The organism is Streptomyces sp. AN091965, assembly GCF_022698285.1.
Classification (GTDB): domain Bacteria; phylum Actinomycetota; class Actinomycetes; order Streptomycetales; family Streptomycetaceae; genus Streptomyces.
The window spans coordinates 3,224,458-3,251,418 of record NZ_JALDMY010000001.1 but is presented as its reverse complement, the minus strand read 5'-3'; the positions used below and the strand labels follow the sequence as shown (position 1 = coordinate 3,251,418).

Genomic DNA, 26,961 nt, shown 5'->3' with positions numbered 1-26,961 from the left:
AAGTCGCTCGCCACCGGGCTCGCGCTGCTCATGGCCGTGACGTGTCTGTACGGCGCCGAGGCCGCGACGGCCGCGCCCGCGGAGCCGACGGGCAAGGCCGCGAAGCCCACCGCCACGACCGCCGCGGACATCGCGTCGGCCCGGGTCGCCGCCCGCCTGAACGGCAAGCGGATCGAGGCCCTGGCGGAGCGCACCGAGACGTCGACGACCTGGGCCAACCCCAACGGCAGCCTCACCACCGAACTGACCGCGGGGCCCACCCGGTTCGAGGACGAGGAGTCCGGCCGGTGGCGGGACGTCGACCTCGACCTGGTGAAGAACGACGACGGCTCGGTGGAGCCGAAGGCCCACCCGCGCGGCCTGGAGCTCGGGGCACCCGGCGGCAAGCGCCTGGCCCGCATCGACCAGGACGGCGCCGCCCGCGACCTCGTCACCCTCGGCGAGGGCGAGAAGCGCCTCACGCTCCGGTGGAACGGCGGCCTGCCCGCGCCGAAGCTGGACGGCACCCGCGCCACGTACGAGAACGCCGTGCCCGGCGCCGACGTGGTGGTCGAGGCCACCCGCACCGGCTTCGAGCAGTTCGTGGACATCAAGCGCAGGCCGACGGAGAAGGGCTACCGCTACACGCTGCCCCTGCGCGCCAAGGGCCTCACCGTGCGAGAGCACCGCGACGGCAGCCTCTCCTTCACCGACAAGAAGTCCAAGAAGTCCGCGGTGATGCCCGCGCCCGTGATGTGGGACGCCACCGTCGACCCCGTCTCCGGCGAGCACACCCGCCGCGCCCCGGTGAAGATGAAGGCCGTCAAGGCCAAGGGCGGCGTCGACCTCGTCGTCACCCCCGACGCGGAGTTCCTCGCCGACCCCAGGACGACGTACCCGGTCACCGTCGACCCGTCCACGTCCTCGCTCGGCAACGTCTTCGACACGTACGTGCAGCAGGGTGAGACCCGGGACTGGTCCACCGACACCGAGCTGGACTTCGGCAACCCGGGTACGAAGAACGCGAGCGGCACGCCGCGCACGGCACGTTCCTTCATCTCCTGGGACACCCGGCCGGTCCAGGACGCGCTCGTCATGGACGCGAAGCTGTCCCTGTGGAACTTCCACTCCGCCAACGACAAGGACTGCAAGGCCCAGCCGTGGGAGGTGTGGTCCGCCGGAGCCGCGTCCACGTCCTCGCGCTGGACCGCGCAGCCCGCGTGGACCGCGAAGAAGGCGACGTCGAACGAGACGCGCGGCAACCCCTCCTGCACCGCGGCCCCCGACGGCTGGATCAATGCCGACGTGACGGCCCTCGTCCAGGAGTGGGCCTCGGCGAAGGCGGCCCGCGGCCACATGGGCCTGCGCGCCGCGAACGAGACCGTGGTCGCGCAGTGGAAGCGGGTCAACTCCGCGAACGCCGCGACCCGTCCGCCCAAGCTCGCCGTCACCTACAACTACCGGCCGCGCACCGGCACCAAGCAGGAGGCGGGCCCGCCGTACTTCTCCTACGGCGGCGCGTACGTGGTGAACAGCCTCACCCCGACGCTGCGCGACACCTTCACCGACGCGGACGGCGACAAGGTCAACGGCACCTTCCAGATCTTCGACACCGCCACCGACAAGCAGGTCGGCAACGTCCTGGTGTCGAAGTGGGTGCCGTCCGGGCAGGTCGCGTCCGTGACCGTGCCGACGGGCGTGCTCGCGCACGGCAGGACGTACAAGTTCCGCACCTCGCCGTACGACAACGCGCACTACAACACCGGCTGGTCGGCGTGGAAGACCTTCACGGTCGACACCTCCGCGCCGTCCGCGCCCACGAAGGTCACGTCCACGGACTACCCGAAGGGCGCCTGGGTGAAGGGCGCGGGCAAGCCCGGCACGTTCACCGTCACGCCGCCCGGCTCCGACCACAACTGGCTGGAGTGGTCCCTGGACGGCGTGACCTGGACGAAGGAGCCCACCGGCGGCGCGAGCGCCGCGAAGAACATCTCTGTGACCCCGCCGAAGGACGGCACGCACACCCTCCAGGTACGCGCCGTCGACAAGGCCGACAACAAGTCCGAGGCCGTCGAGTACACCTTCCACGCCGGGCCCGGCGGCTTCGTGCAGCCCTCCGACGGCGAGCGCACCGCACGCCGCCTCCCGCTGCTCGCCGAGGCCGACGGCGACACGTTCGACCAGGTGTCCTTCTCGTGGCGCCGCGCCGAGGCCGACGCCTGGGTGCGCATCCCCGCCAAGGACGTCAGCGCGGGCGGCAGCGCCCTCGACGGCTGGCCCGTCGCCCTCACCAAGGGCCGCAGCGACCGGATGGTGTGGAACGCCACCGACACCGTCGACCCCGACGGCAGCGTCCAGATCAAGGCCGACTTCACCGGGCCGAAGGGCGCCACGGGCAGCACCGCGCCGCTCACCGTCGTCGTCGACCGCGACGCCAGTGACGCCGCGACCGCCGAGACGGGCCCCGGCTCGGTGAACCTGCTCACCGGCGACCACACCCTGTCCGCCACGGACGCCTCCGCGTTCGACCTGTCGGTGAGCCGCACCGCCTCGTCACGGACCCCCGACAAGGGGGCCAAGCAGGAGAACCAGGCGCCGATCTTCGGCAAGGAGTGGGTGGCGGGCACCGCCGCCGAGCTCACCGACTCGGACTTCTCGCACCTGCGGAAGATCTCCGCGACGGCCGTGGCCGTCGTCGACGCCGAGGGCGAGGAGACCCACTTCACCGCGAACGCGGCCAAGAGCGCCTGGATCCCGGAGCCCGGCTCCGAGGACCTCACCCTCAAGGGCGGCGTCACCGGGTCGTTCACGCTGACCGACACCGAGGGCACCGTCACCGAGTTCACCCGCACCGACGCCGCCGCCACCACCTGGCAGGTGTCCAGCACCCTCCTCGACGGGCTCGCCAACTCGACGACGACCATCGTGTCCGAGTCCGTGACCGTCGACGGCAAGAAGCTGGCCCGGCCCAAGCGCGTGGTCGCGCCCACCTCGGCCGCCTCCGCCGCCGCCTGCACCGCGACCCCGGCCACCAAGGGCTGCCGCGTCCTGGAGTTCGTGTACGCGGACCGCACGACCGCCTCCGGCGACTCCTTCGGCGACCACGAGGGCCGGGTCAAGGAGCTGCGCCTGTGGGCCACCGCCCCCGGCGCGAACGAGGCCACCGCCAAGTCCGTCCAGACGTACGCCTACGACGGCGGCGGCCGGCTGCGCCAGGCCTGGAACCCGCAGATCAGCCCGGCCCTCAAGTCCGCCTACGACTACGACGGCGCGGGCCGGGTCACCACGTACACCCCGCCCGGCGAACTGCCCTGGACGTTCACGTACGGCAAGGCGGGCAGCGCCGCCACCGCCGGTGAGGGCATGCTCCTGAAGGCGTCCCGCGCCGGCCTGAAGCCGGGCACCACCGGCACGCAGGAGGGCACCGCGAGCACCGCCGTCGTCTACGACGTGCCACTGACCGGCGCCAAGGCCCCGTACAAGATGGGTGCGGCCGACGTGAAGGCGTGGGGGCAGCTCGACGCCCCGACGGACGCGGCGGCGGTGCTCCCCGCCGACGCCGTGCCGTCCGCGCACTCCGGCGACGAGCTGACCGCGGCCGCGTACCGGCGCGCCGACGTGCACTACCTGGGCGTGTCGGGCCGCGAGGTCAACACGGCGACGCCCGGCGGGCACCTCACCACCACCGAGTCCGACCGCTTCGGCAACACGGTGCGCGAACTGAAGCCCGCCAACCGCGCGGTCGCCCTCGGCCTGACCACCGCCGACAAGGCCGTCCAGGCCGACCTGGGCCTGGCCGGACTCAGCCCGGCGGAGCGCGCCGACCTGCTCGCCACCCGCTCCCTGTACAACGACAACGGCACCCGCAAGCTGGAGGAGCTCGGCCCGCTGCGGCGCGTCGACCTGACGGCCGACCTGAAGTCGGGCGCCACCACCCTGGTCCCGGCGGGCACGTCGGTGGCCGCGCGCGGCAGGACCCTCAACGAGTACGACGCCGGGCGTCCCTCGGACGGCACGGCCAAGGTCAAGGACCAGGTCACCAAGGTCACGACGGGCGCGGAGGTCCGCGAGCACCCGGGCGTCCTCGGCGAGAGCCGCGTGACGCAGACGGTGTTCGACTGGGCCAAGGGCCAGCCCGCGAAGACGATCCAGGACCCGGGCGGGCTCGCGCTCACCACGACCACCGAGTACGACGCCCAGGGCCGGGTCGTCAAACAGCTCCTGCCGGGCGCGAACGGCTCGGACGCCGGGACCCGCGTGACCAGCTACTGGTCGGCGACGGGCAGCGGCCGCTGCGCCGGGCGCCCGGAGTGGGCCGACCTGGTCTGCGAGGTCGCGCCGGGCGGTGACGTCACCGGCGGCAGCCAGCCGAAGGAACTGCCGTCGTCCACCACCGAGTACGACTGGTGGGGCAGCCCCGCGAAGGTCACCGAGACCGCGAACGGCGTGACCCGCACGACCACGACCACGTACGACGACGCGGGCCGCCAGACCAAGGTGGCCGTGACCGGCGGCACGGGCGAGCAGGTCCCTCAGTCCACGACCGAGTACGACCCGGCCACCGGCCAGGCGGTGCGGACGACGTCGCCCACGGGCGGCAGCCTCACCAAGACGTTCGACAGGCTGGGCCGCCAGGTCGCCTACACCGACGCCGACGGCGGCACCACCACCACCGAGTACGACCTGCTCGGCCGCCCGGTGAAGGTCACCGACACGGCGCCGTCCACCGTCACGTACACCTACGACACCGCGGCCGAGCCGCGGGGCCTGGCCACGAAGACCGTCGACTCCGTCGCGGGCACGTTCCAGGCCGCGTACGACGCCGACGGCTCCGTGGAGAGCGAGAAGCTGCCCGGCGGCTACACCCTCACGCAGACCGAGGACACCGCGGGCGCGGTCACGGACCGCACGTACACGCGGGACAGCGACGGCACGGCCGTCTACTCCGACACCGTGACCACGTCGGTCCACGGCCAGGTCACCGAGCACGCGGGCTGGTCGGGGCAGAGCTACCGCTACGACGCCACGGGGCGCCTGACCACCGTCGAGGACACCGCGGAGACGGTGTGCACGCGCCGTGCCTACGGCTTCGACGCGCGGGCCAACCGCACGTCCCTGACCACCGCGACCGCCGCGCCGGGCGCCGACTGCCCCGCTTCGGGAGGCACCACCGCCAAGCACACCTACGACAGCGCCGACCGGCTCGTCGACCCGGGGTACGCCTACGACGCCTTCGGCCGCACCACCACGGCTCCCGGCAACGGCTCGCTCGGCTACTACGCCAACGACCTGGTGCACCGGCAGACCGAGGGCGGCAAGCGGCAGACCTGGCAGCTCGACGCCGCCCTGCGGTTCCGCTCCTGGACCGTCGAGTCCGGCTCCGGCTCCACCTGGACCAAGGAGCAGTCCAAGGTCAACCACTACGACAGCGACGGCGACAACCCCCGCTGGATCGTGGAGGACACCGCCACCGGCGCCCTGACCCGCATGGTGGACTCCGCCTCCGGCGACCTGGCCGCCACCACGGACAAGACCGGCAACGCGGTGCTCCAGCTCACCACCGTCCACGGTGACGTGGCGCTCCAGCTGCCCCTCGACAAGAGCCGGGCGCCCGTCGCGCTCGACTCCGACGAGTACGGCAACCCGCGCGCGGGCCAGGCCCCGACCCGCTACAACTGGCTGGGCGGCAAGCAGCGTTCGGCCGAGACCCTCACCGGGCTCACCCTGATGGGGGTGCGTCTGTACCACCCGGCCACCGGCCGCTTCCTGTCCGTCGACCCGGTCTACGGCGGCGGCAACAACGCCTACGAGTACGTGGGCGGCGACCCGGTCAACCGCTTCGACCTCGACGGCAAGTGGTGGAAGAAGGTCAAGCGCGGCCTGAAGAAGGTCGGCCGCAACGTCCGCAAGAACTGGCGTACGTACGCCGGGTACGGCGCGACCGCGGCGTGCATCGTCGCCTCGGCGGGCACCTGCGCGATCGCGAGCGTCGCGGTGTTCGCCGCGACGTCCGCGGCCGACGGGCGCGGCGGCAAGTGGCGGACGAAGAAGTACTGGCGGTCGACGGCCAAGTCGGCGGCCTGGACCGCCGTGGGCGTCGGCGCGGGCCGCTTCGCCGCGGGCTCCTGGTGGAAGTCCAGCAAGGGCTTCTCCCGGGGCGGCAGGCATGCCGCGGGCCGCAGCCGGCACGCCAAGCGGTTCTCCTACCGCAGGACGGCGTGGGGCTACGCGGGCAACGCGTGGACCGGCACGCTCACCTGCGGGATGAGCTGGAAGATGCGGTACTGCTAGCGGCAGCCCGCCCGGTCGGGGGGCGTCGCGCCACGTGCGCGGCGCCCCCGCCGGGCGACCCGGAGGATGAGGCGTACAGACACATGCACTACACCAACCGGCCCGTGCGACGGGCCTCGTGGGCGATCGTCGCGATGATGGCGCTCGTCGCCGCCCAGTTCCTCTTCGGCGGCGAGGGGCCGCGCGACGTCTGGGACGTCGCCCTGGCCCTGGCCCTGCCCGCCGGGGTGACCTGGGTCCTTGTCCGCACCGGCCTCACGCCGTCGGTGGTGTGGGACGAGAAGCGGCTCGTGGTCCGCAACCCGTTCTTCGTGTACGAGGCGTGCCTGGCCGACGTGCGGCTGCTCGGCCGGGCGGGCCGGGGCGGGGCGCTGCACGTCGAGGGCGTCGGCACGGTCCTTCCGTGGGCGATGACGCGCTCGGTGTTCGACGGGCGCAGGGCCGAGGCCGCGCGGCGCGAGCTGCGGCAGGCGGTGCGGCGGGCCGGGGGCGCGGCGACGGAGCCGGTCCGGCGGCGCTTGCGGGTGGAGTGGACCGACGTCCTGGTGCTGCCGATCCTGGGGGCGTTCGTCTGGGCGTTCCTGCCGTAGCCCGGTCCGGCGAGGCGGCGGGCGGGGGCGGTCAGATGAGGGGCGGGCGCCCCAGCTTCGTCATCAGCCACACCGTGCGCCAGCGCATCGGCCGCCGCTCGCCGCACGAGGTGCGCAGGCCCTCGACGAAGCCGCCCGCCCAGGCGCGCAGGCCGCCGAGGGACCGGGTGCGCAGGAGCGTGAGCAGCGTCCACACCGCGAGGTAGAGGGGGACGAGCGGCAGCGGAAGGCGGCGCCGGGCCAGCCAGACGCGGTTGCGGGCCGTCATGCGGTAGTAGACGGCGTGCCGGGCGGGGGACGTCTTGGGGTGCTGGAGCAGCAGCGCCGGTTCGTACAGGACCTTCCAGCCGTCGTCGAGCGCGCGCCAGGCGAGGTCGGTCTCCTCGTGCGTGAAGAAGAAGTCGGCGGGCCAGTCGCCGGTCCGCTCCAGCATCTCCATGGAGAAGGCGTGGCCGCCGCCGAGGAAGGACGTGACCAGGCCCCGGCGCATCGGGTCCTTGGCGCGCAGGCGCGGCACGTGGCGGCGCTGGGTCTCGCCGTGCTCGTCGGCGATGCGGAAGCCGACGACGCCGAGGCGCGGGTCCTCGGCGAACAGGCTGCGGACGGTGCGGAACACGTCGGGGTCGACGAGCAGCCCGTCGTCGTCGAGCTCGACCGCCACGTCCACGTCGCCGAACTCGCGCAGCCGCCGCAGGGCGACGTTGCGGCCGCCGGGGCAGCCCAGGTTCTCGTCGAGAGCGATCGTGGTGACCTCGCCGGGGTAGGCGGGGAAGTCCGGCAGCTCGGTGCCGTTGCCCACGATGACGACCCGGGTGGGCGGGACGTCCTGCTTGGCGACGGACTCCAGGAGGGCGTCGACGTCCTTGGGGCGGTTGCCCATGGTCACGATGGCCACACCCAGGCGCGGTTCGGACACGGGGAGCCCTCCAGATCGGGTCGCAGGGGTGGTCGGAGCGGTTCGGCCGCGGCCGGGGGAGCGGTGCGCCGCCTTGACGGTTCTGGCGATGGTAGCCGTTCACCGGTGTGTTCATCGCACGACGGGGCGCGTTCATGGCGTTCGCTCCGGCGCGTGCGCCAGGTGGCGCAGCGAAGGGGGCGAACGGCTCGGCCGGTTTTGGTCGTGACATGTCAAAAATCAAGAAGGCGGCCCTTGTGACCTCTGGGGGAGCGTGCCTCAATGCCCCCAACCCAAATCGCTGACACACCGTCAGCCGCCGTGGGGCGGGGCGTGTTCAGCGAGGCGGCACCCCACACTCCCCCCATGCGAAGGCAGGCCACTCCATGCGGCACGGCAGACTCGCCCTCTGTTCGGCACTCGGCACCGCGGCGCTCACGCTGAGCGCCCTCGCCCTCTCCCCGACCGCGACCGCCGTGGACCCGACGACGGCGACCCTCGACTTCGAGTGCGGCTCGTTCGGCTCGGGCGCGGCGACCCTCAAGGCCACGCAGAACGGCACCAGCGCCACCATCGAACTCTCCACGTCCGCGATCACCGCGCCGGTCAACGTCGGCGCGGGCGCCGTCAACTCCACCCTCACCCTCACCAAGAACGGCACCGGCACCACCACCTTCACCGGCAACGCCAACCCGGCCATCCCCGCGGGCAGCGCCATCTCCACCGGCCCGCTCAAGGGCACCGTCGCCTCCGGCGACAGGCTCTCGGCCAAGTCCCTCAAGGTCGTCGTCTTCGGCATCACCGTGACCTGCAACGCCACGTCGGCGCAGAAGCCGGGGCCGTTCGTCTTCTGACCGCCCCGCAGGGTGCCGCCGCCCGGTCGGCGGGCGGCGGCACCCCGGTAATCCCGTTGCCGCCGTGCCCGCGCCCTGCCTACCGTTCCGATCATGCTGCCCCCCGTGCACACCGACGAGGAGTGGGACGCGATCGTCCCGGACGAGGCCGTGATGCGGCCCGGCGCGGCGGACCTGTGCGCCCGGCTCGGCCTCGCGGGGGCGCCGCTGACCCGCTTCCGCGAAGGCTCCCAGCCCGTCTACGCCGTCGGCGACGACCTCGTGCTCAAGCTCTTCCCCGCCGCCGCGGCCGACGACGGCGTCACCGAGGCCCGCGTCCTCACCCACGTGCACGGCCGCCTGCCCGTCGCGACCCCCCGGGTCCACTCCTGCGGCGCGTACGAGAACGGCTGGCGGTACGTCCTGATGTCCCGGCTCCCCGGCGAGGGGCTGCACCACGCCTGGCCGCGCCTGCCCGGGGCCGACCGGGAGCGGCTCGTCGAGCGGGCCGGGCGGACGCTCGCCGCGCTGCACGCCCTCGACCACGCGCCGCTCGCGGACGCCCTCGGGCCCGGCGACTGGGACGCGTTCCTGGCCCGGCAGCGGGCGGGCGCCGTCGAGCGGCAGCGCGCACGGCACCTCCCCGAGCACTGGCTGGAGCAGATTCCGGACTTCCTCGACGCGGTGGAGGGTGCGGGGGAGGGCGGGGTGGCGCCCGCCGCCGGGGCCCGGCGCGCCCTGCTGCACACCGAGTTCATGCGCGAGCACCTGCTCGCCGCGCTCGCGCCGGACGGCCGCTGGGAGCTCACCGGGCTCTTCGACTTCGAGCCCGCGATGATCGGCGACCCGGCGTACGACTTCGTGGCCGTCGGCCTCTACGTCACGCGCGCCGACCCCCGCCTCCTGGCCCGCCTCAGCACGGCGTACGGCCGCGCCTTCGAGCCCCGTCTGCTCCTCGCCCACACGCTGCTGCACGTCTACGGCAACCTGCCCCGGTACCTGCGCGAGCTGCCCGCCCCGCCCGAGCCGACCCTCGACGCGCTGGCCGAGCACTGGTTCGGGCGCGGCTAGCGGCTCCGGGCGGGGCTAGGGCGTTTCTGATGGCTCTTGGACGGTGTCGCGGAGCCAGATGACGATCGCGGTGACGGTGAGGGTGCCGTTGAAGATGTAGTCGCGTTTGTCGTACCGGGTGGCCACCGCGCGGAACTGCTTCCACTTGTTCACGCACCGCTCAACGGCGTTGCGGTGGCGGTACTGGGCCGTGTCGAAGGCCGGGGGCCGGCCACCGCGGCGTCCGCGCTTCTTGCGGTGGGCACGCTGGTCTTCGGGCTGCGCGATAGTGGCCTTGATGCCGCGTCGTTGCAGGTAGGCGCGGTTGTCGCGGCTGGAGTACGCCTTGTCGCCGCGGACCCGGTTCGGTCGGCTGCGCGGGCGGCCTGCACCACGGCGCCGGATGCGTAAGCCGTCCAGCACCGAGGCGAACATTGTGCTGTCACCCCGTTGGCCCGGCGAGGTCAGCCAGTGCAGAGGACGGGCCCGGTCGTCGGAGAGCAGATGGACCTTGCTGGTCAGCCCGCCCCGCGAGTGCCCCAATGCCTCGCGCCCATCTGCCTCCTCACGAGCCCCGCCCCCTTTTGCGGGTAGTCAGCGGGAGCCTTGCGGGGCGCCCCGGCCGCATGCTGATGTGCCCGGCAGGACGTCGAGTCGATGTTGACCGCCCACTCCTGCCGGGAAATTTCGCGGGCATGGGCCTCGTCCGGGTCGTCGGCATCCGCTTCGATCTGCAGCTCTTCCAAGATGGTCCGCCAGGTGCCATCGGCCGACCAGCGGCGATGACGCTCATAGACGGTTTGCCAGGGCCTGTACCGTTCCGGCAGATCAGGCCAGGGGACCCCGGTCCGGGCTCGGAACAGCACCCCGTTGACGATCTTCCGGTGATCGGCCCACTGTCCGCCCGGCCTGCCGTTTCCGGGCAAAAGAGGCTCAATCTTCCGCCACTGCGCGTCCGTGAGCTCGTGTCGCCGCACCATACGAGCGTCCTGCCCGGACGACCACGAGATCTACCCAACCACCAAGAGCCATCAGAAACGACCTAGTCCACGGGCACGAGCGTCAGATAGGCGATGCCGAGCAGGCCGCGGTAGCCGCGCAGCCAGGTCGCGCGGTGCCGGTCCGCGCGCTCGCGGGCCTCTGCCGCGCGCGGATGCCCGGCGTTGGCGGCGAGCCAGACCTCGACGTCAGCCAGGTACGCCGACTCGAACTCCTCCCACTCCTCGGCGTTCGCCGTCTCCACCCACATCGGCCGGAAGCCCGCGGCGACCGCCGCGTCCGTCAGGTCGCCCAGGAGCAGATGCTCCTCGGCGCGGGCGTCCGGCCACAGCGCGGCCAGCTCCGCCGCCGTCGGCGTGCGCTCCCAGAAGCCCTCGCCGAGGACGACGCGCCCGCCGGGGCGCACCAGGCGGCGCAGGGCGCGCAGCGCGTCGGCGGTGTGCGGGGGCGCGGCGTCTGCCGGGCGCAGGGTGTGGGCGGAGCCGAGGCAGAGCACGACGTCGGCCGGGCCGCGCGCGGTGTCCGTCGCCGACTCGGCCGCGAACTCCACGCGGTCCGCGAGCCCCCTGGCCCGGGCCAGGTCCCTGCCCCGCTCCAGGTCCTCCTCGTTCAGGTCGACCCCGACGGCGGTGGCGGCGGGCGCCGCATCGAGGAGCCGCAGCGTCAGCTCGCCCCAGCCGCAGCCGAGGTCGAGCACGGTGGGCCGGTCCGCGGCGGTCAGGGCCTCGGCGGCCCGCGCCACGATGCGGGTGGCTCGTGCCTCGGACAGGGGGCCGTGGAAGGTGAGGCGAGTGAGGCGGGGCGGGGCGTCTGTGGAGGTCATGGTGGCGCACGCTATGCGTTCGTGGTCGCCCGGTGCACGGTATTTATGCCTGGTGGTGGCCCGGACGCGCCCCTTCCCGCTCCTGGGGGCTCCGCCCCCGGACCCCCGCTCCGCACACGCCGGAGGGGCTGGAACTCGGGCGTGGTGACGGAGCGTACGGGCGCCGGTGGCGGGAGCGGCGTGGCGGTGTGACCGTGGACGCATGACCATTCCGGTGAACCAGCTCAGCGACCCGACGGTCAGGGACTTCGTCACCGCCCTGAACGCGGGCGACAAGACCGCTCTGACGGGCCTGCTCACGCCCGACGCGACCATGTCCGACGACGGCACCGACCGGAACCTGATGGAGTGGCTGGAGCGCGAGGCCTTCTCCTCCGGCGGCCACATGGACGTCGAGTCGGAGGCGGACGACGGCCTCTCCCTCGTGGCCGACTACCGCAACGACACCTGGGGCGCGATGCGCACCAAGTGGCAGTTCACGGTGGACGGCGGAAAGGTGTCCCGGTTCGAGACCGGACAGGCCTGAACCGGGACCGGAGGGCGTCGCTCCAGGTCAGGCCGGGATGCGGACCGCCGCGCCCGACACGCGCACCCGCGCGTCCCCCTCGCGCAGCGTCACCGTGAGGACGCCGGGGCGCCCCATGTCCACGCCCTGGTGCAGGGTCAGCTCCGCCGCGGCGGGCACGAGGCCGAGCTCGCGCGCGTAGGCGCCGAACGCCGCCGCTGCCGCGCCGGTCGCCGGGTCCTCGACGACGCCGCCGACGGGGAACGGGTCCCGCACGTGGTAGACGGACGGGGTCTCCCGCCAGACCAGCTGGACCGTCACCACGTCGAGCCGCAGCATCAGGGACTTCAGCCGCTCGAAGTCGTAGTCCAGGTCGGCGAGCCGCTCGCGCGTGGCCGCCGCGAGGACCAGGTGCCGGGCGCCCGCGAAGGCGATGCGCGGCGGCAGCTGCGCGTCGAGGTCCTCCGCCGCCCAGCCGAGGGCGGCGAGGGCCTCAGTGACGTCGGCCGCGGGGGCCTCGCTCACCTTCGGCTCGACGCTGGTCAGGGTGGCGCGCAGCGCCCCGTCGGCCGCCGCGACGGTGACCGGCACGGTGCCGGCCAGGGTCGCGAACACGAAGTCGCCGGGCCCGTCGCGCTCGGCGAGGGCGACCGCCGTCGCCACGGTGGCGTGGCCGCAGAAGGGGACCTCCATCTGCGGGCTGAAGTACCGCACGGTGAACGCGCGGCCCTCGGACTCGAGTCCGGCGGGTCCGGGCGTCACGAACGCCGTCTCGCTGTAGCCGAGGTCCGCGGCGATCGCGAGCATCCGCGTCGCGTCGAGCCCGTCGGCGTCGAGGACCACTCCGGCCGGGTTGCCGCCCTCGGGGTCGGTGGCGAAGGCCGTGTAGCGCAGGACGTCGGTGGTCTGGGCGTGCTGGTCTGATGTGCTCATGCCGCACGATAACCCCCGTGCGGTCCGGGAGTGTTCCCGGGTCGCACGGAGGTGTGCGCGCGAGCCCCGCGCGGGCTCAGTGGCAGTTCTTGGAGCCCCCGTCGCGGGTGGTCCAGGAGCAGGAGTCGAGCTGCGAGCCGTTCGGCTTGATCAGGCGGGCCTTGTCGGTGGTGTTGTTCCACACGTGCCAGCCGCGGCCCCAGTAGCGCACCCCGGAGGCGTTGGTGCCCTTGCCGGTGCGGACCTTGACGGTCTTGCCCGCGCCTATCTTGTAGCTGCCGAAGGTGTAGGTGTAGTTGGTGTTGTCCTTCAGCCGGTAGCCCTTGAGCTGGATCGGGCTGCGGCTGCTGTTGTGGATGTTCACCCACTCGCCGTTGACCGAGGCGCGGGCGGTGGTGTCCCGGCCCGGGCTGTCGTACTGGATGAAGCCGAGGTGCAGACCGCCCTGGTGGCGCGGGGCCGCGGTCGCCGGGCCTGCGGCGAGCAGCGGGGCCGTGAGTGCGGTGGCGGCGAGGACGGCCGTGGCCGCCGAACGAATGCGCAACGTGTGCTCCGTGTGTGAAGTTTCCGTGGAGGGCTGCCGAGCCTAGCGGCTGGCCGCGGGCCCCGAGGGCGGATTCCGGCGGTTGGCCAGAGCCTGGTCCCCAGCTCGTCCGAAATCCGTAGGGGCGTCATCCGCCGCTCGGCGCAGGGCGGTTCCGCGCCCGAGCAGGCATGGTGAAGTCCGCTGCGGTACGGCTGTGCCGCGCCATCACGTCGGACGTCTGCGGCCTCGTCGTTGCTGGTCGCGCCCACGCGGCGGAGCCGCACACAGACACAGCCCCACGCCCCTGCGGGGCGCTCCCCGGCGTAGAGCCCTCAGCCCCGCCCCACATACGGCATCGTGGTCGCGAGCACCGTGGCGAACTGCACGTTGGCCTCCAGGGGGAGTTCCGCCATGTGCCGCACCGTGCGTGCCACGTCGGCCACGTCCATCACCGGCTCGACCGCGACGTCCCCGTTGGCCTGCGGGATTCCCGCGCGCATGCGTGCGGTCATGTCCGTAGCCGCGTTGCCGATGTCGATCTGGCCGACGGCGATGCGGTACGGACGCCCGTCCAGGGACAGGGACTTGGTCAGGCCCGTGAGGGCGTGCTTGGTGGCGGTGTACGCGACGGAGTGCGGGCGCGGCGCGTGCGCGGAGATCGAGCCGTTGTTGATGATCCGGCCGCCGCGCGGCTCCTGCTCCTTCAGCTGCCGGAACGCCGCCTGCGCGCACAGGAACGCGCCGTTGAGGTTCGTGTCGACGACCCGGCGCCAGTCGTCGTACGCCAGCTCCTCGACGGGCACGCCGCCGGGCCCGAACGTACCGGCGTTGTTGAAGAGCAGGCCGAGCCGCCCGAACCGCTCGCGCGCGGCGGCGAAGAGCGCGGTGACGTCGTCGGGGGCACAGACGTCGGCCCGTACGCACAGCGCCCGTTCGCGGACGGCGTCGCCCAGGTCGGCGGCGGCCAGGGCGACCGTCTCGCGCAGTGGGTCCTCCCGGCGGCCCGCGAGCGCGACGGACCAGCCCGCGCGCAGCAGTTCCACGGCGACGGAACGGCCGATTCCGGAGCCCGCCCCGGTGACCACGGCGGTCCTCGCGGCGGCCTCCGGGGCGGCCTCCGGAGACGTCTCCCCGGCCGTCCCAGCTGCCACGGAGGCCTCCTGAGGGTCCGTCCGGGAGGCGCGGGGGGAGGCCGTTCGCTCTGCGTTCATGGCCCCGCAGCGTACGGGAGGGTCCGCAACTCGGACATCATCTGCTCGACATATGGCTGTTGTGTACGTGACAGGCCATCGTCGTCCCTCGGCACTCCAATGCACCGTACAGCCATTGTCCGGGAGGGGCACATGTCAGCTTCAGGTCACCACGCACCCGAACTCCGCGCGGCAGCCCGCCACTTGGGCCGTCGTCGCTTCCTGACCGGTACCGGCGCGGCCGCGGCGCTCGCCTTCGCCACCAACCTGCCCACGGCCGGTGTCGCGGGCGCCGCCGAGCTCGACGCCGCACGCATCCCCGACGACCCGTTCACCCTGGGCGTCGCGTCCGGCGACCCGCAGCCCGACTCCGTGCTCCTGTGGACCCGCCTCGCGCCCAGGCCGTACGAGGAGAACGGCGGCCTGCCCGCCGAGCGCGTCACCGTCCAGTGGGAGCTGTCCCGCGACCCCCGCTTCCGCCGCTCCGTCAGACGCGGCACCGCGACCGCGCACCCCGAGTTCAACCACTCCGTGCACGTCCAGGTCGACCACCTCGACACCGACCGCGCGTACTACTACCGCTTCCGCACCGGCAAGTGGACCTCCGACACCGGCCGCACGCGGACCGCGCCGCACCCGCACGGCCGCACCGGCGCGCTCACCCTGGCCGCCGTGTCCTGCCAGGCGTACCACGACGGCTACTTCACCGCGTACAAGCACCTCGCGCAGGACGACGTCGACGTCGTCTTCCACCTCGGCGACTACCTCTACGAGTACGCCGTGAACTCCGTCGGCGGCGCCCGCAAGTACACCGACCGCGTGCTGCCCGACGTCTTCAACCGCGAGACGCAGACCCTCGACGACTACCGCCGCCGGTACGCGCTCTACAAGTCCGACCCCGACCTGCGGGCCGCGCACGCCGCGCACCCCTTCGTCGTCACCTGGGACGACCACGAGGTCGAGAACAACTACGCCGACGACCTCGACGAGAACGGCAACCCGCCCGAGGAGTTCCTGCTGCGCCGCGCCTCCGCGTACCGCGCGTACTGGGAGAACCAGCCGCTGCGCCGCCCGCAGCGGCCCTCCGGGCCCGACATGCAGCTCTACCGCCGCCTCCAGTGGGGCCGCCTCGCCCAGTTCGACATCCTCGACACCCGGCAGTACCGGTCCGACCAGGCCTACGGCGACGGGGCGCACGTGCCCGGGCCCGAGTCGCTCGACCCCAAGCGGACCATCACCGGCGCCGGCCAGGAGCGCTGGCTCATCGACGGCTGGCGCCGCTCGCGCGCCCTGTGGAACGTCGTCCCGCAGCAGGTCACCTTCTCCCAGCGCAAGTTCGACCTGAACCCCGTCGCCAAGGTCAGCATGGACGCCTGGGACGGCTACGCGGCCTCGCGGCAGCGGGTCCTCGCCGGGGCGAAGGCCGCCGACGTCGAGAACCTCATGGTCCTCACCGGTGACGTACACGTCGGCTACGCCTTCGACATCCTCGACGACTTCGACAAGCCGTCGTCGAAGATCGTCGGCACCGAGATCGTCGCGACGTCCATCACCAGCGGCAAGGACGGCGCGGAGCGCCCCGCCAACTGGGAGACGTACACGAAGGCCAATCCGCACCTGAAGTTCTACAACGGCCGCCGCGGCTACGTGACCGTCGCCCTGGGCCGCGACGAGGCCCGCGCCGACTTCAAGACGGTCTCCGCCGTCACCACGCCCGGCGCACCCCTGACGACAGCCGCCTCCTTCGTCACGGAGGCGGGCAACCCGGGCCTGCACCCGGCGTAGCTCCCCCCGCTTCTCGGCGCTTCGCGCCTCGTCCGCAAACGCCGGACGGGCTGGATGGTGCCGCTTGCGGCTGTGTCTCAGCCCCTCCGGCGCTTGCGGAGCGGGGCTCTGGGGGCGGAGCCCCCAGGAAGCGGGAAGGGGCGGGATTGGGGGCCGCCCGGCAGGGCCTGCGACGATAGGGGGACACGACAACTACCGGGAGGGGCGCGATGGCGGAGACACAGGCAGAGGGACAGATACGGGAGGCGGCGGGGCCCCAGGACCCCGCCGCCCGCCGCATCGCCACAGGGGCCCTCGTCACGCTCATCCTCGGCGGCCTCACCGCCATGCCCCCGCTCTCCATGGACATGTACCTCCCGGCCCTGCCGGAGGTCACCGACGCCCTGCACGCCCCGGCCGCCACCATCCAGCTCACCCTCACCGCCTGCCTCATGGGCATGGCGCTCGGCCAGCTGGTCGTGGGGCCGATGAGCGACAAGTGGGGCAGACGCCGCCCCCTCCTCGCCGGACTGCTCGTCTACGTCCTCGCGACGGCGATCTGCGCGTTCGCCCCGACCGCCGAGCTGCTCATCGCCTTCCGCCTGCTCCAGGGCCTCGCGGGGGCCGCCGCGATCGTGATCGCGCGGGCCGTGGTGCGCGACCTGTACGACGGCGTGGAGATGGCCCGGTTCTTCTCCACGCTGATGCTGATCTCCGGCGTCGCCCCCGTCGTCGCGCCGCTCATCGGCGGCCAGGTGCTGCGCCTGACCGACTGGCGCGGCATCTTCGTCGTCCTGACCGTCGTGGGCATCGCCCTGACGCTGCTCGTGTGGCGCAGCCTGCCGGAGACCCTCGCGCCCGGGGACCGGCACGGCGGCGGCACCGCCGAGGCCCTGCGCACCATGCGCGGGCTCCTCGCGGACCGCGTCTTCACCGGCTACATGGTCGCGGGCGGCTTCGCCTTCGCGGCCCTGTTCGCGTACATCTCCGCGTCCCCGTTCGTCATCCAGGAGATCTACGGAGCCTCGCCGCAGACCTTCAGCCTCCTGTTCGGCGTGAACTCCGTCGGCCTGATCGTCGTCGGCCAGATCAACGGCAAGCTGCTCGTGGGCCGCGTCAGCCTCGACAAGGCGCTGGGCTTCGGGCTCGTGGTGATCACGCTCGCCGCGACCGCGCTGCTGCTGATGACGAGCGGCGTCTTCGGCGACGTCGGCCTCGTCGGGGTGGCCGCCGGGCTCTTCGTCCTGATGTCGGCGATGGGCCTGGCCATGCCGAACACCAACGCCCTCGCGCTGATGCGCACCAAGCACGCCGCGGGGTCGGCCTCCGCGCTGCTCGGCACCTCCTCCTTCCTGATCGGGGCGATCGCCTCGCCGCTCGTCGGCATCGCGGGCGAGAAGACCGCCGTCCCGATGGCCGTCGTCCAGCTGGCGTGCGGGCTGGCGGCCATCGGCTGCTTCGTGGGACTGTGCCGCCCGTGGCAGCGGAGCACCAGCACCAAGGAGGAGCCGGCGGGAGCGGACCGCTGACGCCGCCCCGGGTCCTCCGCCCGGGCACCGCGGACCGCGCCGGACTCGACCCCGACGCCCTCGCCCGCCTCGTCCACGACGTGCGGGAGCTGACGCGCGGCCCGCGGCCGTGGTGCGCGGGCGCCGTGGTCCTCGCCGGGCGCGGCCCGGTGATCGCCGTGGCCGAGGCGGCGGGCTGGGCGGTGCGGTACGCGGCGTACGACGAGCGGGCCGACGCGGGCGTCGAGCTGCCGGACGGGCGGCGGGTGCCGATGACCGTGGACACGCCCTTCGACCTGGCCTCGCTCACCAAGCTGTTCACGACCGTGGCGGCCGTGCAGCAGCTGGAGCGCGGCACCCTCGGGCTCGACGAGCCGGTCGCGGCCCACGTCCCGGAGTTCACGGGCGCCGCCGCGCACGGGATCACCGTGCGCCGGCTCCTGACCCACACGTCCGGCCTCCGGCCCGAGCTGCCGCTGTACGACCTGCCCGACGCCGCCGCGCGGCTGCGGGCCCTGCGCGCCGAGGCGCCCTCCGGTCCGCCGGGCACCCACCTCTACTCCGACCTGAACCTGCTGCTGCTCCAGCACGTCCTGCAGCGCGTCACCGGGCAGCCCCTCGACGTGCTCGTCCGCGACGGCATCACCCGGCCGCTCGGCATGGCCGCCACCGCCTTCGGGCCCTGCCCCGGCGCGGCCGCCACCGAGGACCAGCGCGGGCCCTGGGCGAAGGCCGACCGGGGGATGCTCCGCGGCGAGGTCCACGACGAGAACGCGTGGGCGCTCGGCGGCGTGGCGGGCCACGCCGGGCTCTTCTCCACCGCGCGGGACCTCGCCGTGTTCTGCCGGGCGCTGCTGTGCGGCGGCGCGTACGGCTCCGCCCGCATCCTGGGGCCCGCCTTCGTCGACCTGATGCTGGCGCCGCCCGGACTCGGCTTCGCCGTCGACCAGCCGTGGTTCATGGGGGAGCTCGCGGGGCGCGGCGCGGCCGGGCACACCGGTTTCACCGGCACGTCCCTGGTGCTCGACCGCGCCACGGACACCTTCCTGGTCCTCCTGGCCACCACGGTCCACCCCCGGCGGCGGCCCCCGGCCAACGCCCCGCGCGCCCGGGCCGCCACCACCCTGGCCAGGGCGCTGCGCCCCCGCTGACCCGCCGGGGCGCCGGGCCCCCGGCCCCGTGGAGCCGAGCCCTCCGGCTCCGGTGTCTAAAATCGACAGGTGCACGACCACCCTTCCCCCGCCGAGACCCTCCGCACCGCCCTCGCCGACCTGCTCGCGGACCTCCCTCCGCGCGCCGCGGCCCAGGCGGTGGACCGGCTGATCGCGAACTACCGGGGCGCCACCCCGACCGAGGCCCCCGTCCTGCGGGACCGCGCCGACGTCACGGCGTACGCGGCGTACCGGATGCCCGCCACCTTCGAGGCCGTGCACTCCGCCCTGCGGGCGTTCGCCGCCGCGGCCCCCGAGGGCTGGGCCCCCGCGGGCCACACCGACATCGGCGGCGGCACGGGCGCCGCCACCTGGGCGGTCAGCGCCACCTGGCCGGGGGAGCGGCCCGTCACCGTCATGGACTGGGCCGAACCCGCCCTGGACCTGGGCCGCGAACTGGCCGCCGCGCACCCCGGCCTGGCCGCCGCCCAGTGGCAGCGCGCCCGCATCGGCGCGTCGCTCACCGTGGCGCCCACCGCCCTCGTCACCATCTCGTACGTCCTCGGCGAACTCACCGGCGACGACCGGGCCTGGGTCGTCGACGTCGCCGCCCGCGCCGCCACCGACGCCGTGGTCGTGGTGGAGCCCGGCACCCCGGACGGCTACGCCCGCGTCCTACAGGCCAGGGACCGGCTCGTCGCCGCCGGGTTCCGGGTGGCCGCGCCCTGCCCGCACAGCGACACCTGCCCGATCGTGCCCGGCAGCGACTGGTGCCACTTCTCCGCCCGGGTCAGCCGCTCCTCCCTGCACCGCAAGGTCAAGGGCGGCTCCCTGGCGTACGAGGACGAGAAGTTCGCGTACGTCGCCGCGGTCCGCGCCACCGGACCCGCGGCCGAGGGCCTCGCCCCCGCGCCCCGCCGCGTCGTCCGCAAGCCGCAGATCCGCAAGGGCCAGGTCCTCCTCGACCTGTGCGAGGCGGAGGGCGCGCTGCGCCGGGAGACCGTGACGAAGCGGCACGGGGCCCTCTACCGGGAGGCGCGGGACGCCGCCTGGGGCGACGCCTGGCCACAGGCTTAGGCCCCGCGCCGGGCCGCGCTCTTAGAAGCTCCTTAGAACCGGTGACTATCCACGTCACCATGTCCCTCAAGATCACAGCCTTCGGGCTGGCCCTCGCCCTCGCCGCCGGGGGCGCCCCCGCCGCGGCGGCCCCGGACCGGGCCCCCGGCGCCGGCGTCGAACTGGCCGTCCGCGGCGGCACCGCCGTCGTGGACACCGCCACGCTCGCCGTCCGCGCCCGCACCCGCGACGGCCACGACCGGCTGCTCTCGGCCGCCTCCGCGACCCCGCTCGGCCCGCCGGGGCCCGTGCACCGGCTCGACGGCGGCCGGGTGCGCTGGAGCTACCCCGAGCGCGGCCTCGACGTCACCGCCCGGCCCGACCACGGGCGCCTCGCCCTGAGCTTCGCCGCCCGCCGCGACACCACGCTGCGCTGGCCCGTCACCGGCGTCGGCGCCCCGGCCGCCGCGAGCCTGCAACTCCCGCGCGGCGAAGGGCTCGACATCCCGGTGGCCGATCCCTTCTGGACCTCCGGCGGCGGCCGCCTCGCGGGCACGAGCGTCGACGTGGGCGCCGACCTCACGCTGCCCCTGTGGGGGTACTCCGCCGGGCGGCACGGCGTCAGCTACCTCACCCCGACCGACATCGGCACCTCGCTCGCCTTCACCACGGCCCACGGGCGCCTGCGCGCCACCGCCACGCACGCCTTCCGCCGCGCCGAGGGCACCCGCGCCTACACCGTCACGCTCGCCCTGACCGACGGCAGCCCGGTCGCCCCCGCCGCCGACTACCGCGCCTACCTCGCCGAGCGCGGCCGGCTCGGCAGCCTGCGCGCGAAGTTCCGGCAGAACCCGGCGGCCCGGCGGCTCCTCGGCGCGTTCCACGCCTATCTGTGGGGCGAGGCCCGCACCGCCGCCGGGGTGCGGCGGCTGCGCGTGCTCGGCGCCGACCGCATGTGGCTCGGGTACGACGCCGGTCCTGGACCCATGGACAAGAAGGCGGTCGCCGCGGCGAAGGCCGCCGGATACCTCGTGGGCCCGTACGACACCTTCGCCAACGGGCAGGATCCGAAGACCGCCGACAGCCCCACCTCCGTGTGGCCGAGGCGGGTCTACCCGGACTTCTGCGTCCGGAACGCCGACGGCACCCCGCACACCGGATTCGGCGGCCGCGGCTGCTACTTGAGCTCTGCCGCCTTCGAGCGCGCCGAGCCCGCCCGCCACTACCTGGCCGACCGCACCCGCGCCATGGTCCGCAACGGCTCCGACAGCTACTTCCTCGACGTGGACGCCACCGGCGAGCTGTTCCGCGACCACTCCGCGGTCCACCCGATGACCAAGGCCCAGGACCGTGCCCACCGCCTCGCACGGATGCGCCGCATCACCGGCTCCGGCCTCGTCCTCGGCTCCGAGACCGCCCAGGCCTGGGCCAACCAGGCCCTCGCCTTCGACCACGGCAGCGCGACCCCCGTCGCCGACGGCCTGTGGACACTCCAGAGGGACCGGGAGAAGTGGGGCGGCTACTACCCTGCGAGCGCCCCGAAGGCGTTCTTCAAGCCGGTACGCCTGCCCGCCGATCTGAGCCGGGCCATGTACGCGCCGCGCTACCGCGTCCCGTTGTACGGGACAGCCCTGCACGGCGCGACCGTCAGCGCCGAGCGCTGGGAGCTGTCGTACGAGAAGCTGCCCGCGGAGAAGACGCGGCGCGCTCTGCTCGCGATGCTGTACGACCGGCCGCTCAACTACGTCCTCGACGGGCCCGCGCTGACCCGCCACGGCCGTGAACTGGCCGCGCTCCAGCGCTACTTCTCGCCCCTGCACCGGGCGGCCGGGACCGAGCGGCTCACGTCGTTCCGGTGGCTGACCGGCGACCGCTCCGTCCAGCGCACGGTCTTCGGCGACGGCACCCTGACCGTCACCGCCAACTTCGGCACGAAGACCCGCGCGGGGCTTCCGGGCGGCTGCGCGGACGCGAAGCTGCGCACGGACACGCGGCCGCGGCGGCTGTGTCCGGCGGACGCGGGCTCCTGAACGGAAAGGGTGCGGGCGGCTCCGGCCGCCCGCACGGGTACGGGCGCTCAGCGCGTCCGCAGCTCCTGGGTGCAGCACTTCACGCTGCCCCCGCCCTTGAGCAGTTCGCCCAAGTCCATGCCGATCGGCTCGTAGCCGCGGTCGCGCAGCGGCTGGAAGAGCCCGGTCGCCGCCTGTGGAAGGAGCACGTGCAGACCGTCGGAGACGGCGTTGAGGCCGAGGGCCTCGGCGTCCGCCTCCTCGGCGATCAGCGCGTCGGGGAACAGTCGCTTGAGCACGGCCTGGCTGCCCGGCGAGAACGCGCCCGGGTAGTACATGACGTCGTCCGCCGTGTCGTCCAGGACCGCGAGGGCGGTGTCCAGGTGGTAGTAGCGCGGGTTGATCAGGTCCAGGCCGATCACCGGGCGGCCGAAGACCTCCTGGGCCTCGCCGTGCGAGAGCGGGCTGGCCCGGAAGCCGCGGCCCGCGAGCACGTAGGAGGACGTGACGGCGAAGTCGCCCTCGCCCTCGTTGATGTGGGTCGGCTCGTGCACGTGCTCGAAGCCGTGGGCGCGGAACCACTCCAGGTGGGCCGCCGCCTCGGCCTGCCGCTCGGGGTAGGCGAAGCTCGCGCCGAGGACCCGGCCGTCGACGACGGTGGCGCCGTTGGCCGCGAAGACCATGTCCGGCAGGTCGGGTCGGGGTTCGAGCTCCTCGACGGTGTGGCCGAGCGAGCGGTAGCGGTCGCGCAGGTCTTCCCACTGGGCGATGGCCAGCGGGACGTCGACGGGTTTGGCGGGGTCCATCCACGGATTGATGGAGTACGTGACCTTGAAGTGCGCCGGTGGGCACATCAGGTAGCGCCGGGGTGTGGCGCGCCGGGCAGCTTGACGCAACGAAGGCTCCTCACGAACCGCAGGGGCTATTGCTGCCCATGGTGCGGTCTGAGGAGCCTTCGCGCAGTGATCTGCGTTGCTCGAACTGTGGTGTGGACGGGAAATTGCTCATGAACCGGAGGTTCCGGCGGTCAGGAGCCTCCGTTCTCGGGGGCATCCCGCGTCATGAGTCGTGGTTCGCCGCCCGGCCCTCCTGGAGTTTGCGCAGCAGCTCACGCTTCTGTTCCTGGGGGCTGAGCCCCCCGCCGACGCGGCCCGCGCCCTTCCCGCCGCGCAGGGCCTTGCGCGACAGGTTGCTGCGGGTGCCGCCCACGCCGAGCATTCCGGATCCGCCTCGCGACATGGTGTGACCTCCGTGAGTCGTCGAAGTAGTCGTCGGCGCGGGTGCCGCACCGGCGAGCAACGAGACGTTGCGTCTCGTCGTGCGTCGACAGTAATCGAGACGCTCCGTCTTGTCGAGCGCATTAAGGATGTCGTCGGCGTTGGTGAGACGCGGCGTCTCGCGGCGCTGCTACATTCGACGGCATGGCCCAGAAGACCGCACCTGACTCCACGCGCCGCAGCGAGCGTTCCCGCCGCGCGATCTACGACGCCGCTCTCGCCCTGGTCGGCGAGGTCGGCTACGGCAAGATGACCATCGAGGCGATCGCCGCCCGCGCGGGCGTCGGCAAGCAGACCATCTACCGCTGGTGGCCCTCCAAGAGCGCCGTCCTGCTCGACGCCTTCCTGGACCTCGCCGAACAGGCCAACGCCCAGCTCAGCGAGGAGGCCGGGCTCGCGGAGCCCGCGACCGACATCCCGGACACCGGCGACCTCGAAGCCGACCTCAAGTTCGTGCTGCGCGCCACCGTCGACGAGATGACCGACCCCAAGTTCGACGCCCCCGCCCGCGCGCTCGCCGCCGAGGGCGTCGTCAACCAGGAGCTCGGGGCCGAGTTCGTCGAGAAGCTCCTCGAACCCCAGCTCCAGCTCTATGTGAAGCGTCTGCGCAGCGGCCAGGACCGCGGCGAGATCGCCGCCCACGTCGACCCGCGCATCGCCCTCGAACTGTGGACGGGCCCGCTCGCCCAGCGCTGGATGCAGCGCACGGGCCCGCTCACCCACGCGTACGCCGACAAGCTCGTCGAGTACGCCCTCTACGGCATCGCGCCTCGCGTCACCGCTGGTTGAGCGGCCCCAGCGGGCGCCGGGCCGCCTTCCGCGCGCCCTTGACCGGGGTCCGCGAGAGGAGACCGGGGGCGTCCGTGATCACGCCGTTGCAGCCGAGCCGGAGCACCCGGTCGCGCTGCGCGGGCGTGGTCACCGTGTGCGCCCACACGCGCGGGACGCCGGAGTTCACCGCCCGCCGCAGGTCCTCGTCGCGCGCCTTGTAGTCCACGTCCAGTACGTCGACGAACGACGCCCAGCGCTCCGGGCGGTCCGAGCGCAGCTGCTGCTTGGACCGCCACAGCTGCGCGAGCAGGCCCAGGTGGTGCGCGCGCCGGGCCACCCAGGGCTTGTTGGAGTTCACGAACACCGAGCGGGCCAGGCCGCGCTCGTGGATCAGCGCGCTCAGCCGGTTCAGGCTCTCGGGGTCCTTCGCCTCCAGCATCAGCATGACCCGCCCGCCGAACCGGTCGAGGACCTCCGTCACGGTCGGCGGCCGCTCGATCCGCCACAGGCCCGGCACGTGCCGCTGCGGGCGCAGCCGTACGTGCTGCCACTCGCGGGCGGTCAGCAGGTGCACCGGCCCCGTCGCGTACGTCGTGCGGTCCAGGGTCGCGTCGTGCAGCACCACCAGGGTGCCGTCGGCCAGCATCCGCGTATCGGCGTCGATGACCTGCGCCGTGCCCCGCTCGAACGCCGCCATCAGGCCCGACATGCTGTTCTCCGGCACCTCCAGGGCGCCGCCCCGATGGGCGGTGTAGACGAACGGCGGCAGCGCGTCGACCGTGAGGGGGCCGCCGCCCCACTCCAGCGGGGCCAGGAAGGCGGTGGGCCCGGTGAGGGCCAGGGCGGTGACGCCCGAGAGTGACAGCACAGTCCGTGTGACCATGGCGACCACGGTAGGAGCGGAAAACGCCACTTCGCCCGCAATGACTCGCTATGTCACCCCCCGCCTTGCATCACCCCAGCTACCCCGGATGTGGGCTACGGCCACCCGAGGAGCAGGATGGTGGGACCATAGGTCATGCTGTTCCGCACGACGGCGAGGTGAGGGGATAGATGGGCGCAGAGTTCGGCCGGACGTCCGGCGCGCAGAGCAGGATCTCCCAATGGCTTCGCCGACGGGCACGTGCGGGCGCGGACGGCGACGCCGAAGCCACGCGCCGTGAGGACCTGCTGCTCGCCGTCGCCGCGGCGGGGCTGCCGCTCGCGCCGGCCGCGTACCCCGCCGGATACCGCTGTTCCTGCGACCGCATCGGCTGTCCCACCCCCGCCCGGCACCCCGTCTCCTTCGCCTGGCAGACCCAGTCCACCACCGACCGCGGCCAGATCGAGCGCTGGGCGCGGCACCAGCCCCAGGCCAACTTCATCACCGCGACCGGCATGGTGCACGACGTCCTCGACGTGCCGCTGGAGGCCGGGCGGGCCGCCCTCGCGCGGCTGCTCGCCGACGGCATCGAGGTCGGGCCCGTCGCCGAGTCCGAGGGGGCGCACGGGCAGGCGCGGATGCTCTTCTTCACCGCGACGCGCGGCACGCCGGAGGACGAGGACGAGTGGTGGCCCTGCGAGCTGGACTGCCACCCGGAGACGATGGACGAGCATCCGGGGCTGCGGTGGCACTGCCGCGGGTCCTATGTGCTCGTGCCGCCCGCGCGACTGCCCGGTGACCTCGCGGTCGGCTGGGTGCGGGGGCCCGAGTTCGCCCTGCCCGACCCGCTGACCCTCCTGGAGATCCTCACGGACGAATGCGCCCGGTACGCGGGGGAGCCCCAGGGGGACGTGGCCGCCTGGCCGCTGCGCGGCTGAGGGCTACTCGCCCTTCGCTCCCACCAGACCCTGCATGCGGCCCAGTATGGCGACCTCGCCCTTGGCCCCGGGCGTCAGGGAGACCTGGTTCGAGACGCGTTCCAGGGTGACGGACTGCTTGGCCTCGCCCTTCATGAGGGCCTTGACGTCCGGTTCCACGGTGACCGTGAGGCCCTTGGACGCGGTCTGCTTCTCGTAGTGGTGGGTGGAGAAGAAGACGAGCGCCCCGCCGTCGCGGGTGCGCAGGCCTATGGGGGCGAACGCGCCGGTGTTCCGCGGTTCGTCCAGGTACTGCACGGCGAGGCCGAGGCGCTTGCCGTTCCTGTCGCGGGCGGCCTTCCACTGCGTGGTGTGCGGGCCCGGGGCGAACGCGTCGCCGCCGGACTTGAGGAACGCCGTGTACGCCGCGCCGAGCCGTCGGGGCGCCAGCGCGAGACCGGCCCGGTCGGCGGCGACCGGCTCCACGTACCCGTCCTCGTCCCGCTTCAGGTCCGGGATCCGGTCGGGACGGACCAGGTTCAGATACGTGGCCTCCCACAGCTGGTCCCCGTCGGCGCGGGTGAAGACGATCAGCCAGCGGTAGCCGTGCGGCTTGCGGTTGCTGAGGGCGTTGACGACGAAGAACCGGGGCCAGCCCGCCTTCTTCGGGACCGCGTACTCGACGTCCGTGAACCGCAGCGGCACGTGCCGGGCGTTGCCGCCCGGGTGCTGCGCGCGCCGCGCCTTGAGGCCCGCCTGGTTGATGGCGCCGAGCGGGCCGGTGACGCGGGCCGCGTCCAGGGCGGGGTCGTAGGCCCGGTCGGCCTTGTTGTAGGCGCGCAGGAAGTCCTTGAGGGCGCGGGCCGCCTCGGTTTTGGTCGCGGTCGGGATGACCTCCCGCTCCCCGTGCACCGTCACGCATCCGCTCGCCGTCGTCGACAGGGCGAGTGCCGCTGCCGCCGAGGCACCGAACCGCCCGAGCCTGCGCACCCTGATCATGGGACCCCTTCACTCTCCCCGCTCCCGGGCCCG

At 73.5% G+C, this 26,961-nt stretch carries 22 protein-coding genes; 12 read left to right on the top strand and 10 right to left on the bottom strand.

The window, feature by feature from the left end; all coding sequences use genetic code 11:
* Positions 1-30: 30 nt before the first annotated feature.
* Complete coding sequence (locus MQV74_RS13655; RefSeq protein WP_242728647.1) at positions 31-6,270, top strand: DNRLRE domain-containing protein; 6,240 nt, start codon at positions 31-33, stop codon at positions 6,268-6,270.
* 83 nt (positions 6,271-6,353) lie between these two features.
* Positions 6,354-6,860 (top strand): hypothetical protein, encoded by a 507-nt coding sequence (locus MQV74_RS13650; RefSeq protein WP_242717409.1) that lies wholly within the window; start codon positions 6,354-6,356, stop codon positions 6,858-6,860.
* Positions 6,861-6,891: 31 nt separating this feature from the next.
* On the opposite strand, the gene MQV74_RS13645 is transcribed toward MQV74_RS13650, so the two are convergent.
* Positions 6,892-7,776 (bottom strand): glycosyltransferase family 2 protein, encoded by an 885-nt coding sequence (locus tag MQV74_RS13645; RefSeq protein ID WP_242717407.1) that lies wholly within the window; start codon positions 7,774-7,776, stop codon positions 6,892-6,894.
* 365 nt (positions 7,777-8,141) lie between these two features.
* On the opposite strand from MQV74_RS13645, the gene MQV74_RS13640 reads away from it, so the two are divergent.
* Positions 8,142-8,609 carry a hypothetical protein gene (locus MQV74_RS13640; RefSeq protein WP_242717405.1) on the top strand — a complete coding sequence of 156 codons (468 nt, stop codon included), beginning with the start codon at positions 8,142-8,144 and terminating at the stop codon, positions 8,607-8,609.
* Positions 8,610-8,702: 93 nt separating this feature from the next.
* Complete coding sequence (locus MQV74_RS13635; RefSeq protein ID WP_242717403.1) at positions 8,703-9,659, top strand: phosphotransferase family protein; 957 nt, start codon at positions 8,703-8,705, stop codon at positions 9,657-9,659.
* Positions 9,660-9,674: 15 nt separating this feature from the next.
* On the opposite strand, the gene MQV74_RS13630 is transcribed toward MQV74_RS13635, so the two are convergent.
* Positions 9,675-10,618 (bottom strand): IS5 family transposase gene (locus MQV74_RS13630; RefSeq protein ID WP_374120566.1). Its coding sequence is split into 2 segments (ribosomal slippage): positions 9,675-10,199 and positions 10,202-10,618, totalling 942 coding nucleotides; the frame shifts between segments, so codons are not numbered across the junction.
* Positions 10,619-10,680: 62 nt separating this feature from the next.
* Positions 10,681-11,460, bottom strand: coding sequence for an SAM-dependent methyltransferase (locus MQV74_RS13625; RefSeq protein ID WP_242717401.1), 780 nt, complete (start codon positions 11,458-11,460; stop codon positions 10,681-10,683).
* Between the two features lie 202 nt (positions 11,461-11,662).
* Between MQV74_RS13625 and MQV74_RS13620 the strand changes: the two genes are divergently transcribed.
* Positions 11,663-11,986, top strand: coding sequence for a nuclear transport factor 2 family protein (locus MQV74_RS13620; RefSeq protein WP_242717399.1), 324 nt, complete (start codon positions 11,663-11,665; stop codon positions 11,984-11,986).
* 27 nt (positions 11,987-12,013) lie between these two features.
* Here MQV74_RS13620 and MQV74_RS13615 read toward each other — a convergent pair whose 3' ends face one another.
* From MQV74_RS13615 to MQV74_RS13605, 3 genes are all read right to left on the bottom strand, one after another.
* Positions 12,014-12,898, bottom strand: coding sequence for a PhzF family phenazine biosynthesis protein (locus MQV74_RS13615; protein ID WP_242717397.1), 885 nt, complete (start codon positions 12,896-12,898; stop codon positions 12,014-12,016).
* A gap of 76 nt (positions 12,899-12,974) precedes the next feature.
* Positions 12,975-13,442, bottom strand: coding sequence for a lamin tail domain-containing protein (locus tag MQV74_RS13610; protein WP_242717395.1), 468 nt, complete (start codon positions 13,440-13,442; stop codon positions 12,975-12,977).
* A gap of 314 nt (positions 13,443-13,756) precedes the next feature.
* A complete protein-coding gene (locus tag MQV74_RS13605) occupies positions 13,757-14,635 on the bottom strand; it encodes an SDR family oxidoreductase (protein ID WP_374120614.1) in 879 nt (292 codons plus the stop codon).
* 132 nt (positions 14,636-14,767) lie between these two features.
* Between MQV74_RS13605 and MQV74_RS13600 the strand changes: the two genes are divergently transcribed.
* The 5 genes from MQV74_RS13600 to MQV74_RS13580 all read left to right on the top strand — a co-directional run bounded on the left by MQV74_RS13600 (position 14,768) and on the right by MQV74_RS13580 (position 22,123).
* Complete coding sequence (locus tag MQV74_RS13600; RefSeq protein ID WP_242717391.1) at positions 14,768-16,399, top strand: alkaline phosphatase D family protein; 1,632 nt, start codon at positions 14,768-14,770, stop codon at positions 16,397-16,399.
* A gap of 209 nt (positions 16,400-16,608) precedes the next feature.
* Positions 16,609-17,907 (top strand): multidrug effflux MFS transporter, encoded by a 1,299-nt coding sequence (locus MQV74_RS13595; protein ID WP_242717389.1) that lies wholly within the window; start codon positions 16,609-16,611, stop codon positions 17,905-17,907.
* Entirely contained in the window at positions 17,856-19,037 is a 1,182-nt protein-coding gene (locus MQV74_RS13590; protein WP_242717387.1) for a serine hydrolase domain-containing protein, read from the top strand. Before MQV74_RS13595 ends, MQV74_RS13590 begins: the two co-directional genes overlap by 52 nt.
* A gap of 69 nt (positions 19,038-19,106) precedes the next feature.
* A complete protein-coding gene (locus tag MQV74_RS13585) occupies positions 19,107-20,114 on the top strand; it encodes a small ribosomal subunit Rsm22 family protein (RefSeq protein WP_242717385.1) in 1,008 nt (335 codons plus the stop codon).
* A gap of 59 nt (positions 20,115-20,173) precedes the next feature.
* A complete protein-coding gene (locus MQV74_RS13580; RefSeq protein WP_242717383.1) occupies positions 20,174-22,123 on the top strand; it encodes a glycoside hydrolase in 1,950 nt (649 codons plus the stop codon).
* A 47-nt stretch (positions 22,124-22,170) separates the two neighbouring features.
* Here the strand turns inward: MQV74_RS13580 and ddaH are convergent, their stop codons facing one another.
* Both ddaH and MQV74_RS13570 read right to left on the bottom strand, forming a co-directional pair.
* Positions 22,171-22,998 (bottom strand): dimethylargininase, encoded by an 828-nt coding sequence (ddaH, locus tag MQV74_RS13575; protein ID WP_374120613.1) that lies wholly within the window; start codon positions 22,996-22,998, stop codon positions 22,171-22,173.
* Positions 22,999-23,161: 163 nt separating this feature from the next.
* The gene (locus MQV74_RS13570; RefSeq protein WP_242717381.1) at positions 23,162-23,341 is read right to left on the bottom strand and encodes a DUF6243 family protein; all 180 of its coding nucleotides are present in this window, start codon (positions 23,339-23,341) and stop codon (positions 23,162-23,164) included.
* 182 nt (positions 23,342-23,523) lie between these two features.
* On the opposite strand from MQV74_RS13570, the gene MQV74_RS13565 reads away from it, so the two are divergent.
* Positions 23,524-24,168 (top strand): TetR/AcrR family transcriptional regulator, encoded by a 645-nt coding sequence (locus MQV74_RS13565; protein WP_242717378.1) that lies wholly within the window; start codon positions 23,524-23,526, stop codon positions 24,166-24,168.
* Here the strand turns inward: MQV74_RS13565 and MQV74_RS13560 are convergent.
* Complete coding sequence (locus tag MQV74_RS13560) at positions 24,155-25,033, bottom strand: glycerophosphodiester phosphodiesterase (protein WP_242717376.1); 879 nt, start codon at positions 25,031-25,033, stop codon at positions 24,155-24,157. The two genes, MQV74_RS13565 and MQV74_RS13560, sit on opposite strands and share 14 nt — an antisense overlap.
* Before the next feature lie 170 nt (positions 25,034-25,203).
* Between MQV74_RS13560 and MQV74_RS13555 the strand changes: the two genes are divergently transcribed.
* On the top strand, positions 25,204-25,950 hold the full coding sequence (locus tag MQV74_RS13555; RefSeq protein WP_242717374.1) for a bifunctional DNA primase/polymerase: 747 nt from the start codon (positions 25,204-25,206) through the stop codon (positions 25,948-25,950).
* A 3-nt stretch (positions 25,951-25,953) separates the two neighbouring features.
* Here MQV74_RS13555 and MQV74_RS13550 read toward each other — a convergent pair whose 3' ends face one another.
* Positions 25,954-26,928 carry a hypothetical protein gene (locus MQV74_RS13550; RefSeq protein WP_242717372.1) on the bottom strand — a complete coding sequence of 325 codons (975 nt, stop codon included), beginning with the start codon at positions 26,926-26,928 and terminating at the stop codon, positions 25,954-25,956.
* Positions 26,929-26,961: the final 33 nt, after the last annotated feature.

What these genes read in the sequence shown, in the direction of transcription:
- MQV74_RS13655 (WP_242728647.1), top strand. Translation starts at nt 31, where the DNA reads ATGGCCGTGACGTGTCTGTACGGCGCCGAGGCCGCGACGGCCGCGCCC.
- MQV74_RS13650 (WP_242717409.1), top strand. Translation starts at nt 6,354, where the DNA reads ATGCACTACACCAACCGGCCCGTGCGACGGGCCTCGTGGGCGATCGTC.
- MQV74_RS13640 (WP_242717405.1), top strand. Translation starts at nt 8,142, where the DNA reads ATGCGGCACGGCAGACTCGCCCTCTGTTCGGCACTCGGCACCGCGGCG.
- MQV74_RS13635 (WP_242717403.1), top strand. Translation starts at nt 8,703, where the DNA reads ATGCTGCCCCCCGTGCACACCGACGAGGAGTGGGACGCGATCGTCCCG.
- MQV74_RS13625 (WP_242717401.1), bottom strand. Translation starts at nt 11,460, where the DNA reads ATGACCTCCACAGACGCCCCGCCCCGCCTCACTCGCCTCACCTTCCAC.
- MQV74_RS13620 (WP_242717399.1), top strand. Translation starts at nt 11,663, where the DNA reads ATGACCATTCCGGTGAACCAGCTCAGCGACCCGACGGTCAGGGACTTC.
- MQV74_RS13615 (WP_242717397.1), bottom strand. Translation starts at nt 12,898, where the DNA reads ATGAGCACATCAGACCAGCACGCCCAGACCACCGACGTCCTGCGCTAC.
- MQV74_RS13605 (WP_374120614.1), bottom strand. Translation starts at nt 14,635, where the DNA reads ATGAACGCAGAGCGAACGGCCTCCCCCCGCGCCTCCCGGACGGACCCT.
- MQV74_RS13600 (WP_242717391.1), top strand. Translation starts at nt 14,768, where the DNA reads ATGTCAGCTTCAGGTCACCACGCACCCGAACTCCGCGCGGCAGCCCGC.
- MQV74_RS13595 (WP_242717389.1), top strand. Translation starts at nt 16,609, where the DNA reads ATGGCGGAGACACAGGCAGAGGGACAGATACGGGAGGCGGCGGGGCCC.
- MQV74_RS13580 (WP_242717383.1), top strand. Translation starts at nt 20,174, where the DNA reads ATGTCCCTCAAGATCACAGCCTTCGGGCTGGCCCTCGCCCTCGCCGCC.
- MQV74_RS13570 (WP_242717381.1), bottom strand. Translation starts at nt 23,341, where the DNA reads ATGTCGCGAGGCGGATCCGGAATGCTCGGCGTGGGCGGCACCCGCAGC.
- MQV74_RS13565 (WP_242717378.1), top strand. Translation starts at nt 23,524, where the DNA reads ATGGCCCAGAAGACCGCACCTGACTCCACGCGCCGCAGCGAGCGTTCC.
- MQV74_RS13560 (WP_242717376.1), bottom strand. Translation starts at nt 25,033, where the DNA reads ATGGTCACACGGACTGTGCTGTCACTCTCGGGCGTCACCGCCCTGGCC.
- MQV74_RS13555 (WP_242717374.1), top strand. Translation starts at nt 25,204, where the DNA reads ATGGGCGCAGAGTTCGGCCGGACGTCCGGCGCGCAGAGCAGGATCTCC.
- MQV74_RS13550 (WP_242717372.1), bottom strand. Translation starts at nt 26,928, where the DNA reads ATGATCAGGGTGCGCAGGCTCGGGCGGTTCGGTGCCTCGGCGGCAGCG.